Source organism: Vibrio sp. 10N.222.54.E6 (assembly GCF_041473955.1).
Classification (GTDB): Bacteria; Pseudomonadota; Gammaproteobacteria; order Enterobacterales; family Vibrionaceae; genus Vibrio; species Vibrio tasmaniensis_A.
Map to the genome: position 1 here is coordinate 17,959 of NZ_JBFRTD010000011.1, position 16,643 is coordinate 34,601.

Annotated in this window: 9 protein-coding genes; 3 read left to right on the forward strand and 6 right to left on the reverse strand. The window is 38.9% G+C overall.

The window, feature by feature from the left end:
• Positions 1 to 238: 238 nt before the first annotated feature.
• On the forward strand, positions 239 to 946 hold the full coding sequence (locus AB4513_RS06995; protein WP_102258386.1) for a hypothetical protein: 708 nt from the start codon (positions 239 to 241) through the stop codon (positions 944 to 946).
• A 61-nt stretch (positions 947 to 1,007) separates the two neighbouring features.
• On the opposite strand, the gene AB4513_RS07000 is transcribed toward AB4513_RS06995, so the two are convergent.
• The 4 genes from AB4513_RS07000 to AB4513_RS07015 are packed head-to-tail and all read right to left on the reverse strand — an operon-like array spanning position 1,008 to position 11,948.
• On the reverse strand, positions 1,008 to 3,800 hold the full coding sequence (locus AB4513_RS07000; protein WP_102258387.1) for a type IA DNA topoisomerase: 2,793 nt from the start codon (positions 3,798 to 3,800) through the stop codon (positions 1,008 to 1,010).
• Positions 3,793 to 4,143: a hypothetical protein gene (locus AB4513_RS07005; protein ID WP_102258388.1), complete on the reverse strand. Its 351-nt coding sequence runs from the start codon at positions 4,141 to 4,143 to the stop codon at positions 3,793 to 3,795. Before AB4513_RS07005 ends, AB4513_RS07000 begins: the two co-directional genes overlap by 8 nt.
• Positions 4,144 to 4,152: 9 nt before the next feature.
• Positions 4,153 to 10,359: a strawberry notch-like NTP hydrolase domain-containing protein gene (locus AB4513_RS07010; RefSeq protein WP_102258389.1), complete on the reverse strand. Its 6,207-nt coding sequence runs from the start codon at positions 10,357 to 10,359 to the stop codon at positions 4,153 to 4,155.
• An 11-nt stretch (positions 10,360 to 10,370) separates the two neighbouring features.
• The gene (locus AB4513_RS07015; protein WP_372081571.1) at positions 10,371 to 11,948 is read right to left on the reverse strand and encodes a hypothetical protein; all 1,578 of its coding nucleotides are present in this window, start codon (positions 11,946 to 11,948) and stop codon (positions 10,371 to 10,373) included.
• A gap of 117 nt (positions 11,949 to 12,065) precedes the next feature.
• Between AB4513_RS07015 and AB4513_RS07020 the strand changes: the two genes are divergently transcribed.
• On the forward strand, positions 12,066 to 13,727 hold the full coding sequence (locus tag AB4513_RS07020; protein WP_102258390.1) for a hypothetical protein: 1,662 nt from the start codon (positions 12,066 to 12,068) through the stop codon (positions 13,725 to 13,727).
• A gap of 136 nt (positions 13,728 to 13,863) precedes the next feature.
• Here the strand turns inward: AB4513_RS07020 and AB4513_RS07025 are convergent, their stop codons facing one another.
• Positions 13,864 to 14,607, reverse strand: coding sequence for a hypothetical protein (locus AB4513_RS07025; RefSeq protein WP_102258391.1), 744 nt, complete (start codon positions 14,605 to 14,607; stop codon positions 13,864 to 13,866).
• Between the two features lie 345 nt (positions 14,608 to 14,952).
• Between AB4513_RS07025 and AB4513_RS07030 the strand changes: the two genes are divergently transcribed.
• Positions 14,953 to 15,939 (forward strand): hypothetical protein, encoded by a 987-nt coding sequence (locus AB4513_RS07030; RefSeq protein ID WP_133151980.1) that lies wholly within the window; start codon positions 14,953 to 14,955, stop codon positions 15,937 to 15,939.
• A gap of 47 nt (positions 15,940 to 15,986) precedes the next feature.
• On the opposite strand, the gene AB4513_RS07035 is transcribed toward AB4513_RS07030, so the two are convergent.
• A complete protein-coding gene (locus tag AB4513_RS07035) occupies positions 15,987 to 16,622 on the reverse strand; it encodes a hypothetical protein (protein WP_133151981.1) in 636 nt (211 codons plus the stop codon).
• Positions 16,623 to 16,643 lie beyond the last annotated feature (21 nt).

Sequence of the window (16,643 nt, forward strand, 5' to 3'; positions counted from 1 at the left end):
TCCCCTCAACGCTGAAGTTCACATTCTCGGCGATACTGTAATATTCGACATTGTTGCTATATCCATTTAAGACATCCTGTATTTCTGACTCATGGCTTAGGTGGTGTATACCAAGTATTTCCCGTCGTTCGCTACTTGTTGGGTTTCTAACAAAGACTATCATTTTTACTTGCTTTCCATTTATACTACTATGTGTAAATAGACTATATCAGAATTCTTATATTGTGTAAGGTGGATAATGTTAAACCTAAAGAAATCTACATCGATCACGGTTATGGTGCTTTCGCTTTCAGGTTGCTTTGTTAATGAGTCGGATAGCCTGTTGTTAAAGCGAGTCAATGAGCTCCATGATAATGTGTCCAAAACTCAGCATTTACTTGCGTTAGGCGAACTGTCTTCAAAGCAAAAAGTATCTAAAGCGATTGAGGAAAACCCTAAGCTTGGAGTGATAGCATCGTATTACATTTCAAATAAGCGGAGATCACTGAATGACGAGGGTTTTATCGAAGAATTATTGTCTATTAATAGTCTGTTATTGAGCGAATCATCGATGGTTTCGATGTATCGCACTTTAAAAGCAAATGGTGTTCCTAGCGTAAAGGTTCTTTCTATAAATAATGCTCCCAATCTAGTTGGCTATCAGGTAAGAGATAAGTGGAAGTTAGTTGTATCAAAATCATCGTCTTATGCCTTTAATTATCCTTACAATGCATTTGAATTGAGTCAGTATGAAAAACTGTCATACACGAATGATATCTGCAATCAGGGGTATGAACCGTTAGCTATCCCAACATTGCTCGTAGATCTTAATTATCAAGGTGAAGTGCCGCAGGTTTCAGTTGTAGATGAGGGGAATTCATGGCGTGTAATCATCGATGATGAATCAGTTAATGCTCACCGATTCTTCAAGGCGCTTGTTGAAGTAAAATGTAGGTTAGCTAGCTGACGAAGTAGATTGGAATCTTAGTTAAAACGCTCACTATTTTGAGCGTTTTTTTGAATGTAATTTATTGAATTATTGGTTGGCCAGCTCCTCCAAGAGTTAGAATGACACCTTTAGCATTTACCTTGAATGTATGTTTGTTTATACAAGTAGCCTTGTGAGTCAATTTGTTAATCTTAAGTTCTTCCTTGCAATTAGGACATGCATTGACAGTTGGTTTGACCTGGCTAGAGTTGTTTTTCCCTTTGTTGAAGTGTTTATCCAAATCAGGTTGACCATTAGAGTCGCAATCTATGAATGTCATACATTTACTTGCCCCTTTAGCATTTGTATTTGAACAACGATACAGAGGCTTGTTTTTGGCTTTAATTAATTTGCCATTACGACAATTCGGACAGTCCACCAGCTTCGCGAGCTCTTCAACTTTAGCATTCCAACCATCAATATCAGGAGATCCATTCTTATCATTTAATGAAGTATTGCACTTACCCTTTCCTTGATCACAACTCCACCAAACACGTTGTGCGTCGGTCTTCATTTGGTTAAATTTCAGATAGCCCGGGCCACATGAAGGGCATTTGTGAGTATGATTACGTTTAAATTCAATTTCGTATAAGTCAAAGTTTGGAGAACCATTAATATCCTCTATGTATGTCTTACACTTTTTATCGTTTTCACACATCCAAAATGGAGTTCTTTCCTGATCTCGCTTAAACAAATTTTTAAGGAAGCCAGATTTGCACTTAGGACAGTTGTATTTATGATTACGTTCATATTCAGAGAGGTCGGGTGTAAATATTAGACTTGAGTTGCTGTCTGGTTTAGCTGCACAGAGGAAATTGCACTCTTTTGTACAAAAGAACCACCGCTTAGGGTTGTCTGCGTTTTCACGACTTAGAGAAAGTTTAAGCTTTTTGCATTTAGGGCAATCGAATTGTGATTTTTGAGCGGGTTTGTAATCGGTATTCGGGTTGTTATCTTTATCGGGGTAGAAACCTTCACAATTTTCGGTAGTACAGCTCCAATACGTAAACTTCTTCTTTTGGTTTATTTTCTTGATAAGTGATTCTTTATCGCATTTAGGACAATGGCAGAATCGAATAGTGCTCTTGCTATGTGCAACAAAACTCTCTATTTCCATATCAAGTTCCGCGTTTAGCTTAGGTACGAGCATGTCATAAGTAGTTCTACCAGACGCTACCTTGTCAATTTCTAATTCCATTGCAACGGTGAAATCATATTCCACAAATTTAAACCTATTTTTTAGGTTGCTAATGAGGTCGGTACCATTTTTCATAGGACTTAAAAAACGGCCATCAGCCTTAATGTACGGTCTAGAGTAGAGCGTTTTAAAAATAGTGGCATAAGTTGATGGTCGACCAATACCGCGCTTCTCAAGGTCGCAGACAAGACTTGCCTCGGTATATCTAGATGGTGGCTTGGTTGTTTTCTTTTGGACTGAGCAATTGAGGACTTGTACGCTTTGATCATTAAAGACTTCAGGTATCAATTGTTCAGACGGTTTTTCATCGAATTCACCTAATTCCTCAGATTCAGAGTAAATGCTTTTCCATCCATCAAAAACTGGAATGCGACCGTGAGCTTTGAATCTAACGGGTACAGAAGCAATTTCGAATCCTCCATCTAGCACGACTTCAGAGGTGCTAAATAGAGCATCACTCATTTGTGACGCTACAGTTCTGCAAAAGATGAGCTTATATAAATCGCGCTCTTGAGCGTTTGTTAACAGTGATAGATCGTAATTGAAATTGGTAGGTCGAATGGCTTCATGGCCAGCTTGAGCGCCATTCGGGTTTGGGTATGAATTGATTGTTGGGGATAAGTACCTGTCCGTCCCTTTCCCTTTCTGCCAGGTATCGATGAAATCTCGAACTAATTTAAGAGAGTCTGCTTCGAATGTAGTGCTATCTGTTCGGTGGTACGTAATTAGACCTTTTTCGAAAAGCCCTTGAGCCGCGAGCATAGCCTGTTCAGTAGATAACCCAATAGAATTCGAAGCACTCTGTATCATTGTTGATGTTGTAAAAGGTGCGTGAGCTTTGGTTTTCGAGTCCTTTTGTGAAAAGCTAACAACGCGAATTGTGCCGCGACGAAACACTTCGTCGGAGATCGTCTGGATGAATTTAGGATTAGTGATATGACGTTGTTTAGGCCTTCCTGCATCGTCAAGCAATTGTGGAGATAGTAAATGGTCGATTTTCCCTGTGGCAATCATCGACTCGACATCCAATTTGGACATCCACTGTTTCCCATTTGGAGCAGGGTGTAAAATGCTTAAATCATGGTATGGGACTCTAGAGAATTTATCGATTAATTCTTGTCTATCTACAAGCAGCCTCAAAGCTGGAGATTGAACTCGACCTGCAGAGGGTAGAGATAGCAACTTGCTGGTTAGGCCACTTACTTTAAAACCGACTAATCTATCCAGAACCCGACGTGATTCTTGTGCGTAAACTTGGTTCATATCAAGTTTTCGTGGGTTATTTAATGCTTTTAAAATGCCATCTTTGCTTAGGTTGTTTGTGGTGCATCGTATGTAATTATCGCCTAGATCTAATGCGTCGACTAAGTGCCAACCGATTGCTTCACCTTCTCTATCTAAATCGGTCATAATGACGACTTGAGAACATTGTTTAGCCGCCCTTTTGAGGGCAGCAATAACATCTGGTTTAGTTTCGACGTAAATAGGTCGAAGATTTTCATCTAAGCCCATGTCGTTACTCGGTAAGTCTCGAATATGACCAACACTGGCCTTAATTATGTATTCATCACCAAGATATTTTTGGAAGTTTTCAATTTTCTTCGGAGATTCTACGATTAAAAGTGTTTTAGCCATACACCACCGCCGCCGTGTCAGTGTAACTATCAAAGTAATGATCTATAGAAATAATGTCTGATCCCACACTAACCCAGTTTACTTCACCTTCCAAATCGACAAGCATCCCGTGAGATAGGTCGTCAGCACCAAGTATTTTTTGAATTATCACTTGGTTCTTATAGAAATCTTCTGTGTCCTCGTCAGCACCAACCTCAGATACAGTTACCAAAAAGATATAGTGAACTCCCCTTTCGGGGAACTCCACTTCAAGAGGTTCTGCATCATCGGATAGGTTATTCACCAATTCATTAAACTGCTGATTGTAATTGACCAAATCAGGCCACACTTCATAAAATTTCATTACATTTCCTTATGGCGTTGGTGAAAAAAGATTAGAAATTTCTTCTGAGTTTTGGTTGTTGTTCAGTTCATCTAACAGTTCTGATGTCGAGGTGGCATCCATCGGCAGAGATTCTGCAATGGCTTCGTCCATTTCTATTTCATCTGCAATGTCGTTTTCTTCGAAGAAATTCATAATGTCTTCGACTTCATCTTCGTCATGTTCTGCCTGGTCGATGCTTTCATTTGGCACTGTCTCTGCAGTTGAAGTAGGAGAATTTACGTTTTCATTCACTGCAAGGTCAGAACTAAATAGGTTGTCCACATCGGTGAATTCGTCCTCAACTTCAGGATTCGGAGGGTTATTGGAAGCAATTGAATTTGCATTCTCGACGTTCAATAGATTACCTTCGCTTTCAGTATGCAGCGTTGTATTACCGACTTGCGATTGAAGGCTGGAAATAATGTCATCATTTAGATCTTCTGAGTGAACCCCTTCAAATACCGGTAAAGTGGTATCTATAGCGGCCTCTATTTCTTCAATTAGTTCTGAACTAACATCTGAAATACCTTCAGTATTAGATAATGAATGATCTTCCATTTCCACTTTTTCTGGTTGAGCGATACATGCGTCGGGTTGAGTTTGAGCACGTACTTCTCCAACCAGATCCGCTAAATCATGTGATATTTCTTCATCTGATTTATCACTTGCAACTTCAGCTTTATTTGTAGGTTTAATATCGTCTTCTATTTCTGGCAGTCCCCCAGCCAATGTAAGAGATTCTTCAATTTCAGATTTTGCGTTTTCTATGCTGTTCGAATTTTCTAATACAACCTCTATGTCGCTCTCCATATCAGCTTCCGACTCTAATGCAACCATCGCATCGTTGATGGTCATTTGGTCCTTGCTTGTTGCGGAGTTGTCGATTTCTTGCGTAGATGAATGAGAGAATTTAGCCAGAACTCTATTGGTTTGTTTCTTCAAAAGATCCAGTTCATTACCGCTAATAAGAATATTAAAGCCAGCATCATTAAGGACTTCTAAGGCAAAAGATGAATCTTCGAGATCGAAGTAGTACTCAGAATACAATCCAGTTTTCTTGTTAAATCCGTCTTTGAATACTTCTCTTGAATCAAACGGGTTCGAGTTAGCTAGTATTCGACGTCCCGCTTTTGTTTTAGGCAGTTTAATTTTAATAGGTGATGCAGCATCACCTATGATAACAGCACCCTGTTGTTTAGTATCACTTCCTATGGAGGAGATATGATCGAAGATATAAACGTTAGGTAATTGCTGCAGATTCAATTCATAGTGCTTAAGGATAATTCCATTCGCTTCATGATTCGCTCCAAACTGTTGATTCATTATTTTTTCAAAAGTGAGGTCTTTTCTTGCGCGAATTACAGGAACTGAACGTCCATTATCTAAATCTTTTAGAATGATTTGGGAACCCATTCGGGTTTCAGCATTCAAGCGAGCTGCTTCAACTATGTTACCTTTAAGTATATTGATAAATTCGATGCCACCGGATAGTTTGAGGCTTCTAAATTCTTCATTGATAGCATGATCGTTGCTATACATCCCAAGTGAGTTGTTCTTAACGTCCTCCGGTCCACTAAAATACTGCGAAAATGTCATAGCAGACATTTTTTTACCGATCTCACCTTTGGTAGAGTAGTACTCAACGTTGTAAAGCCACGGGTTCAGAATGTTGTGATTATCTTTTGGAAACTCCAAATTTGAAATGACGATTTTTCGACCATCTTGAATGTTTAAGACCTGTCCAATTTTAACGCTCTTAGTTAAAATCGAAATCGTTTCAAAGTTGCGCAATGCAGTTTTAACTTTGTTGCTATCAGGCATGGCCAGAGCTTCTTCAACACTAGAAATAGTAGCGGCACCAGCACTGCGGTTACGTAATGATACAAGGGCGCTTTGATTGTGCTGAAGTAGTGCTCGTTCAAGACCTTTTTCTTTTAGCTTGATCAGGTGGATACCTAGCTCAGTAAGGTTAGAGTTAGGTTTTTGCAAATATTCAGATAGAGACTTCAAAGACCTATGAATATTCGTTTCAAGGACTTCGGTGTTCATTTGAATTGGAGGGTGTTCTAGCTTAATTTGCTCTAGGATCACAGGTTTTTCAAATTCACTGACGTAATGAGTTTTAGTCGTGCCAGAAAGAGTACTTTCTTTAATGGTAGTGATTTTTCCTGAAACCATTCGCGTATTTATTGGGTCTAAACCTTTTGAGCGTTCAGCTTCCAATTTCGAATTATAGAACGAGGTCAACTCATCAAGTAGGGAGTTTTGCTGTTCGTAATTCAACAGTGACATACGACCTAGCACCTTAGTTGAGAGGCTGCTAATCTCATTACTATTGAATGCATCAGATCCAAAATCTTGAATGTTTTGCTGTTCAGATTGAGAAAAATCTAACAGTTCCATTATTTCTTGCTGTTCAGATAAGTATTCAGCAACGACGTTGTTACCAAAGTTGTTCATCAAATTTGGTATGGTATTTGTAGCTCGAATCGATTGTGAGTTACCGGTTGTCGATGCAGATAATCTTAATCGGTTTCGTTCACTGATAGCCAATAAACGTGCTTCTACGGGCATTCCAGTTATTACTTTACTTGATTTTGATGTGGTTACTTGGCCTTTGCGCTCTCCACGTCCGAATAGCTGTTCTTCTTGGGTTACATCGAAGAATGAACTCATTAGGAAGGTATGACGGCGATTTTGAGCACCAGTCTGTTTAAAGTTACCTTGTGCATGAAGTGAGATTCCCTCGGTTCCAGACCTTGTAACAATGATTGCGTTTGCTTTATTTGAGTTAAAGTCATATTGAGCTTGGGGTTTGTCATCAAATTTCGTTGGTTCTATGACGTAACCATTGCCGTCGTCACTTAAACGAACATGAAGTTTTCGGCCTGATACTTCGGTTGAAGTCATACCTTGCTTTGCCAACTCTGTCTTAACGACATCAATAGGCGAAAGAGGTAAAGTTGGCATCTTGGAAATAAGATCAGATACTTCTTTCTCTAGGGCGTCTAACTTCTGGAATGTGGGAGAGGTTATATCTAATTCACTACGCCAGTGAACATCTTCGGTAGTTATGGTGGGAAGTGCTTCCTCGCCTATTTTATTAGCTGCAGCAATTTGTGCCGGTGTCGGCTCTATTGTTACTTTTACTTTGCGATTACCTTCGCGAATTAGCCAACGGTCTAGAGCTACTTTGAAATCGGGGAACACTGCTAGTTCAATAGGTTTGCCACTTTCTATACCTTCAGTCTCACAAATTGAATCGTAAAGAAAGCGTAATTGCTGTTCAGCAGTTTTATCTACACCGATAATTGGCTTTTCGCTATTGTTTATGGAATATATTGCACTCCTAGCGATTTCTTCAGATCGAAGAGCTTCGACAAAAGACTCTGTGATAATGCTGTAAGTACCAGCAAATGACATAATATCTACATCTTTATGTTGATGCTGAAACCTTGAGATAGCTGCGATACCTTTAAAAATTTCACGTCCATACTCTTTCACTTTCTGCATGATTTCAGAAAGTGTGTCTGTTGCTATTTTATTTCGTTGCTGTTGTTTGGACTCAATGATATTAACGATACGTTTGCCATAGTTGTGCTCACGGCGAACCATAGCGCCTTCTGCTATCAACGTAGTTGAAAGTGTCTCGATGAAAGTTGTTCCGCCTTGTCGGACCATTTTTTCAAGAACTTGAGGAGTAAATTCTTCGGGGAATAAATCACTACATTGAGCAATATTCTTTTCGTTTTTAGCCCATGTAGCAGATGCTCGAATGGTTGGGTGCTGTGATTGATCCTTTAAAAGATCGATGACAGCGTTACTGTTAGTGTCTTTACTCGCTATGTTATGTGATTCGTCGAATAAGAATTGCACATTGTTATTCTTAGCGAACTCAATTAACCATTTAGCGCGATCGTTTATACGATCTTCAATCTTAACTTTTTTTCGACCACGAACAGATTTCAAACCGTTGATTTGAGAGTAAGTAGTACAGATTAAGTTTTCATTGATAGAAGTATAGTTGCCTTCTAGATAATCACCTTTTGTTTTGGTAATCGACTTGCTATCAAAAATTACTGAGTTCTGACTCTTATCAACAATATCTTTGCCATCTGGCATAAGGAAAAATGGGTCAATATATTTATCAAGCCCAGTATCACGGATATCCCTGTAGATATCATTTAACAAATCTGGCTTAGAAGTCATGAATATTGGGGTTCGGCCTTGTTTTACAGACCAAGCCATGTATGCCGCTAATGTACGCCCTTTACCCTTACCGGTAGCATCACCCTGTAGGAATGGCTTGTTATTTTTAAGCCTCCAAATACCTAGGGTGATCGCATCTATTTGCTCTGCATCCCAAACTGAGGTGATTTCTTCGCTGGTCATTCCCATCTCTGACATCAAAAATTGATCTGGGTTGCCAACATCTTTAATGAGTTTAATAACAGCTTCGCGATTTGCGTTCACGAAGTTGCTTGGCATTGCGGCCATATCGTTGGCGCGACTTAGTGAGGTGAGTGGGGTATATCGTGACTGAGCGAAGTTCAAATCGTATTTTGAGGATTCAGTTTGGTTTGATGTGTAGTTAGCCAATATATCTGAGATTGAAGTGGTTGAGGTTAAGTCGGTGGATTTAAGGTTAGGCTTCGATGTAATGGTACTTACAAATGCGTCCTTAAGTGCTAGTGATACTTCATAGATATCGTTGACCGAGTACAGAGCTTTGATATCTGTTGGGGCATTGGTGCTACTAGGTATTGGTTTTTTTCCGTTAATGAGGTAAACACGCTTAGCGTTAACTTCCTCGTTATCGCCAAAAATTATCGGTGACGCGTCAAACATATCGACGACATTAAAGTTCTGGAAGATATGATTATGGACATCATAAGATTCCATAGACACGGTACCCAGTGAATAGGAGTCATCAGCGTTCATGACAATCATAGCTTGAGAATTGTCATTCATAGTGTTCAGTGTTTGAACTGCTTCCAACTCAGCTTGATAGTTCACAGTTACACCAAATATTTCCAGAGGTTCATTTAGAGAACCTTGGTTAGTGGCCAATAAAATCTGAGAGCCTGGCGTTACAGCTTGGTTCCCCGCTTGATAAAGGGAAGTTGATGTTTTACCAAATTCATTTTGAAATGCAGTCGAGTATAGTTCATGTCGATTCCCCTGTTCTTTCATGAACCTGATCGGCATTTCGCTAGGAATAAGGGTGGCTAAAGACGTAGTTTTATCATTGATAACGGTAAGTGATTCACAGTTATCAATCGCCTCAAGAAAACTACGGGCCACAAAGGAATAGGCTGGTGGTAATGGCTTGGAGAACATACTATCTCGATGAGAATGCGGCATGTTCGCCATATTGTCGTTTAATGTGGATAGGGTTTCTAAATTTATCGATTCTTTGTTGTGTGTACTACGGATGTCATTTAACAGTAATGAGTTTAAATTAATAATGATATCCGTTTGAACTTCAGCCGCACGATTTGAAGTTAAGCGGATACTCTCTCCACCAGTTTCAATAATCTGATCTAATCGGTTAGGTGTTATAGCTTGACCTGTTTGCTCCATTTCAGCCATTAATGATTTAGCTGCAGCCAATTTAGATGAACTATTTAACCAATCAAATTCCATAAAAGCGTTGGAATTTCTTTTCTTAGCAAACATAAGGTTTTCACCATTTAGGCAATAACGATCGTTCGTTGAAGTTAAGAAAATTTCGGTGCCATTTTCATTTAGGCCGATGGACTCTGCACTCTGTAATGCCAATTGGCTTTTAACAGAATTGACAGAAGAGAACTGTGCTTCAGGGGTGTTTTTGGCGAAGCCTTCCCAAAAGCCTTTAAGTTCACTTGTAGGGGTGTTAACCATTTCAGAGTTAGGGAATATTTCCTGGAGCTTATCGAATTCAATTTTGTTGATAACCAATTGATATAATTTAAGATCACCTTTTGCGATAGGTTCTTTTTTAGTGTACTTCATAGAAGCAAACACTTTTGAGCGGGTAGGGTTAGTGATGCCTAATTGGGTAAACCCTAACCCTTTAAGCATTTCACCTTGCTGTTTTGTTACATTTCCACTAATCGCAACAATTTGCATTTCGGTACCAGGCTTGCCAGGGTTTCTTTCTACAGAGATTTTTGCGTTGTCTGCACTTAGGTCTAGCCATTTCATTGTAGCCATATAAACTCTCTTTACATTCTAAATGAAGTTGATGGGTCGTAATCGTCATTACCGTTAAGCGCGTCAGTTAGGTCACCAAATAGTTCGTCATCCAATAACTGTTCTGAAGCTTCTTCAAGACTTTCATCAACCATGTCTGAATCTTCATCGAATTGTTTAGCTAATTTTTCGTACCTTTCTTCTAGCTCAGATGGGACATCGTTCGATTCATTAACTGAAGAGGTTGGTGCCGCTTTAGGAGCATCGGCTTTAGGCGTTTTGACTTTAGGCGTTTTGACTTTAGGAGCTTCGGCTTTAGGAGCTTCGGCTTTAGGAGCTTCGGCTTTAGGAGCTTCGGCTTTAGGAGCTTCGGTATTTTGAGCTTGTGCTTCCGAAACTAGGTTTTTATTGCCATCATTCTTATTTTCGAAAACCTTTTTAAATTCATTTTCATTTGAGTAATGATCTGTAGGCAGATGCGCTAATGGATATCCCTTTGGAAATACTTCGCAAGTATTGGATTCTGTCACGAATAAGTAGTCCGGGTGGTTGTCATTAGGGTCATTTGGCTTTGACAGCCCAATAACGGTAGGTACGTATAGGCGTTCAGATCCATTTTCAGTTCTGCGCATGTATCGGTTGGCTATAACTTCACCTTTTTTAGATAAGTCGTTAACAACTTTTTTTCCGCCATTTCTTGCATCGACTTCTTTCAGTGCAAAGAAGTTCTTCGTTGTAAGAGGGCCGAATTTACGGCGTTCCACGGGCATAACTTCAATAAATAGGTCTTCAGTAGAAAGTTCTTCAGATTCTTTCATTGAATTAACGATAGATTGAAATACATCGATATATGCACCAGTAATATCTTTACCATTACTATCAAGCCTACGAGATAAGAAGTATTCAACACATTCTTCAGGTGAAAACAGTTCATTAGGCTGGTCATCAACCTGGGGCTTGTATGGGGCGGTAAGAGTGATGGAGTCAACGAATGGTTCATCTTCCGTGTAATCTACGATACGAATAGCTACTTCTGGTAAATAGCGTCCAGACCCCTCTGGTTGGATCATTGCTGATTTAACGGCGTTTAATAATTCATTGAACTGATTAGCCGCAAACATTTTTGATTCTTTAACCATCGCTTGACGAACAAATGCCTGATTTCGAATTTCAGCATCAGGGTTTTCAGAGTCATACTCTCCGGCTTTTAAAACCACGGTACTTAAACCAAGCGAAAGAGACTCTTTTGACTTGGCGCTATCTCGGATAAGAACATTACACCAATTTGATTTGAAAGATGATTTCCCTGATTGTTCACAGCCATTAAATAGAACAACCCCTGCTTTATCGCCATTAGTTGAGGCATTAACATGGAGGTTGTTACTTGAGTCTGCAAAATCGGCGATGGAAGGGCGATTTTCGGAAGTATTTTCATCGTATCGAAGAAATACTTTCGCTTCTAGCCCTGTTTGGATATCGATACCAGTTATAAAGTGGTTTGCTGGATCGTCGTCTGAAATGTTATAGCTATCAACCATGAGCGCAATGTTTCTTGGGTTTGGTTTTGATACACGCTTTAATTTGTTGAATTTTTCTCTCATTCCTTGCATTTTGAACCCTTCCATTAAACAAAAACTAAAAAATAATATATAGTGTAAATGAACAATACAGATAATAGTCTGTCTACCAATTCGATGCAAATAAACGAGTAACTTTGGGAGGTTAGCGTGAAGGATATCAACCAAATTAGAAGGCACCTTGAATTTGAAATAAGTCAACTGCCGCAATATCCGTATTTAAAGCAAGAGAATATCGATCGCTGGATAGACGATGTAATAAAACTTGATCCAAGTCGGGCAATCTGGCACGTAGATCGCCTGTTTCGAATAGGAGGTAGTGAAATTGGCCCTTTATTACAGTCTCACCGTAATAAATTGGCAGATACTATTTCAGAACAAAAATATTCGCACTCTTCTGAAATTGATATTTTTAGGCTAAAACTCCTCATAGATTCACCAGCGCCACCAAATGCAGCTATGCGTCGTGGCACAAGGTTCGAACCAATTCTGAACGAGGTAAAGCGTGAAGAATTACAGAAGAAATATACGTTGGTACGTGAACGACCAGATTTAGTTGAACGGATAGTTAATGCAAACTTGCCAGATTTCAATTGGGCGAGGGTTCAAGTGGATCAAATATGGGAAGTGGATGGGAAAATTATTCTATTGGATTATAAGTTCCCATCTGAGGGGGGGCTTAAGACTCTGCTCTATGAAGAACCCTTGATGTATTCAACTCAGTGTACAATTGGAAAGATGATAGCCAATAGGCTGGGTATTGAAATCGATGAAGTTATGGTATCGCCATATAACATGACAACAGATTCATTTGATGACATTAATGTACCGTTTGACTCTGAGTTCGAAGCTGAAATTCTTCATGTAGGTCAAGCAGCTTACAACAAGTACACCAAGGGTTTGTTTCCTACCCCGCCCATTCCTAAATATCAAATACAGAGTTCAGAAGAAATCCCTAATGATATAAAAGAAGCAATGGTTAAAGCTTCATTGCTTCGGATTATGTCTAAAGAGGTAGCTGAAAGCATTATTAAAGAAGAAGATATTTACCAAGACTACCTTAAGGTGCTTTCAAAAGGTCAGAGTGATGACATTCGTATTGAGGTGGCCACATCTAACATTACCGGAAAGACAAAAAAGAACTTCAAAAAAGAAGAGGCCGTGCTCGTTCTTAAAGAAAATGGAATGCCAGAAGCTGAAGTTATGCTTATCAAGAACAACATCACAAAGTTAAACGCTGCTTTAAAAGAGTGCGGGGTACCAAAGGAAGAGGTGAATGCACGCTGTTACTCGTTAGATTATGAGGTCGACATTTCTCAGTCGAGAGCTAAAAAGGGGATTCAACATCAATTAGTTCAGGCGGCTAAGCTTCAAATATCCGAAAATGTTTCTGAGATATTAGAGCAATATTCATCAGATATGTTGGACTATGATTCGCTGAACAATACTGATGGTTCATTGGATAAGCGTAAGCATTATCAATTGAAAACATTATTGAATTTAATTGAGAATTCGGACCTTGTAGAAGTTCAGGAAAAAGCTAAATCTAAGTTAGCAGAACGAGAGGTCGCGTATGGAGCGAAACCGAAAACTTCTAGTAAAGTGTCTAATCAAAGTGAATCACCAGAACTTACAAGCGCGAATTCAATTATCACCTCAGAGCAAATAGATAAGTTTGGATTGGAGGGTTTATTGAGCCCAAATGAACAAACGATAACAAGCCGAGAAGAACCTGACGCTTTAAACACAGAAGTTGAGTTGGAAAATGATCAGTTGAAGCAAATTAGTCACTTATTCAGTATCAACATGTAATCGTTTTCCACATTTTCAGTGCATAAAGGTGTGTTTAAAGTTGAATAAAAAAACCTCACATTGAGAAATCGAGTGAGGTTTTTTTGGTGTCTTTTAAATCCTTGGTGAATGTATCATTTAGGGTTTACGTAGTACATCATGCTGCATTAACCTTTTTCGATTGATTAACTTGGGCTTTTAAAAGTTCCAAGCTAATTTTAGGTTCAGCTGTTTTTATCAAGCTAGGCACAGTTAATGATACATGAGGCGCTTTAGTCACTGATGCTACGAGGGCGCTATGAGATTCATCCTGATAGATTAAGTTTCCGTCGGCGAATACAGTAATCAAATCAACAGGTATGTTTTTTTCATATCCTACAAACTTGATAGCGTCAATGTGACTAAGTTCGGGGATATCTCTCAATCTGTCTATTAATTGTGGTGCGTGACCTAGTACTTGCAGCAAGGCCGAACGCCGAGTGAAGATCTTTTCGCCACCATAAGTGAATTTAATGAAACCTTTTTTATGTAGCTCATTTACTAATTCAGCATGTTCGCCAGTTTCAAACAGTGCGTCTAAAAATAACGCGATAAGTAATTTCAAGTCTTGAGAAGCTTTTGCTAAGTCAAGAATAGAAGCTTTTTTGAGGTCATCGATTGAATGAACGCGTAAAGCTGCGTCTACCTGATTACCAACGTAATTAGTAGTAATTAGATGCATCGGCTTAGTGGTCATTATGTTCGACGTGTAATGCTGGAAAGATGCAACACTAGGAAAAAATGTAATTCCAGTTGAAGGCAGTTTCCCTAAGAAATGTGTGCTGCACAACTCAAGGGAGTTGTTTTCTACTGCTTTTTCAATAGAGTCTTTGTAGATTGCTATCAAGCTTACGGTATTCATCTTTCGATACCTCACATTCAATTACTAACATTAAATTATACAGATAATTGTAAGTTAGTTTGGTTACTTTAAGACGTTGTTTATTTTTTAGTATAATGAACATTTGAACATAAACACAGTAGTTTTTTTAAAAATATTATGTACTTTAATGTACATTCTAAAGTAGGTTTTTGAAACTTAATCCTTTCAAATCATATTGATTGTAAAAGTTCTTTGCTTGCTATGGGGTTCGGTTAGGTAAGGTTTTAGCTAGAAATATTGTGATTATTTTCACAATAACCCAAGAGCTGAATAGTTTTATGATGTATAGTGTAAAAACATTTGAAATTAAGCATGGGTGTAGTTATGAATAGTTCTGATTCATTAGTATCGTTATTGGAAAGTGGTTCGTTAGAACTGTTAGATTTGGACGGAATTGTAGAGAGTCAACCGGCATCTTGTGATTACAATTACGGCTTTACATCTGTTGAGTTACTGGGAGTTATGGCGGCTTCAGGAGTTACCACTGGTAAATTCTGTTCTGGTTTAGCGTTGCCAAATACTCGTTGGCCTAAAATTGTAAAAGTATCAGACGACGCAAGAGATATGGCCAACGAAGTCACATCGCCAGAAATTGAAATGTTTGCTCGCCTTACGAATGTCTATCCCCAGGCAGCTCCTTGGACACTTAAAACAATATCAGATTTAGTGAAAATTTCTGGTTGGAGTGTAAAAGAACTATCTATTGTATGTGCTTCAGCTGAGAACTCTGTCGATAAATGGTTAAATGAAGCTCAGCCAACTATGGATAGTCAATCCGCTATATTGATAGATTTAATTTATCGATTAATTGATACCTATAAGATTCCTAAAGCTGATATTTTGAAAATGGGATTAGGAATGCGAGCTAATCGAAATGCTCACCATATTCATGAAATGGAAGATGGAACTTGGCAGTCAAAATCTGAAAGTTCGTATCGAAGGGCTAGAAAGCTTCTGCGTGAAACGATAATGTCATTTGGTCTACCAGACGAATTACTAAAAACGGTTCGTTTAAGAGAAAAGTTGATTGCAGAATTTATATTAAATACTACTTCAATACAGCAAATTGTTTCTAAGTCTAATTTGAAGGACCTGACAATCGTAGATGAACTATCCGACACACTAGATCGTTTGCGTCATTGGTTCGATTCTCGTAACGAATATCACAAACTGTATATGCAGTATATTCGAAAGTACAACGGCGCTTTTAACCCAATTCAAGCAGATGATCTACAAAAACTAAAAATCTGTTTCGACGAAGCAAGTGAATTTCTTACAGAGAAGCACCCCGATTTTGACCTGAAGTATTAGGGAAAGTTTTATCAAGAAGCAGCAAAACAATTTTTGCTGCTTTTTTCTTATTCTGCAAAGCGCCACCAGCCACCCCAGGGATTATAACCGCCATTTTGCAATTGTGGGTCATGGGTGATCATTGGCTCTAGCCTTAATTCGAATTCAACGAACCGACCTTTCTCTTTATTGGATAGTTGAAATGGAATGGCTTTTCTCATAAGCATTAAATACTCAAGTTCGGCCTTTTCCGCATTTTTGACTGCATTATCGTATTGAGTATGGCTTGTCGCTGCAGTCTCCTCATGTTCAAGATTTGCTTGCACTACGTAAGTTGAGCAAGTCTCTTCCTCTTCCTCTTCCTCTTCGTGACAAGAGAGAGCTGTTACATATTGTCCATATGACAACGGTTGGTGTGTCAGTGTCATGCTCTTAAAGCCATACTCCTTCAATCCATCGAATATTACTTCAACGCCATACGCTTGAGAATCCACATCGAATACTCTTTTCTCAGTGTTATGAGAAAAAACTGAATGTATTAGAGATATATAAGAACTGGTTGGAATATTGAGGATAGGGATTGTATTACCACTTGTTACGGAGGTTTTGACAAAGCAAGACGTATTTTTACCTCGTACCAAAAATGAGATGGCTGTCGATTTGTGAAGCTTAAGTTTGCCAAGCCAATATTGATAGTCTTTCATAGATGACCCTGTGCTAGTTTC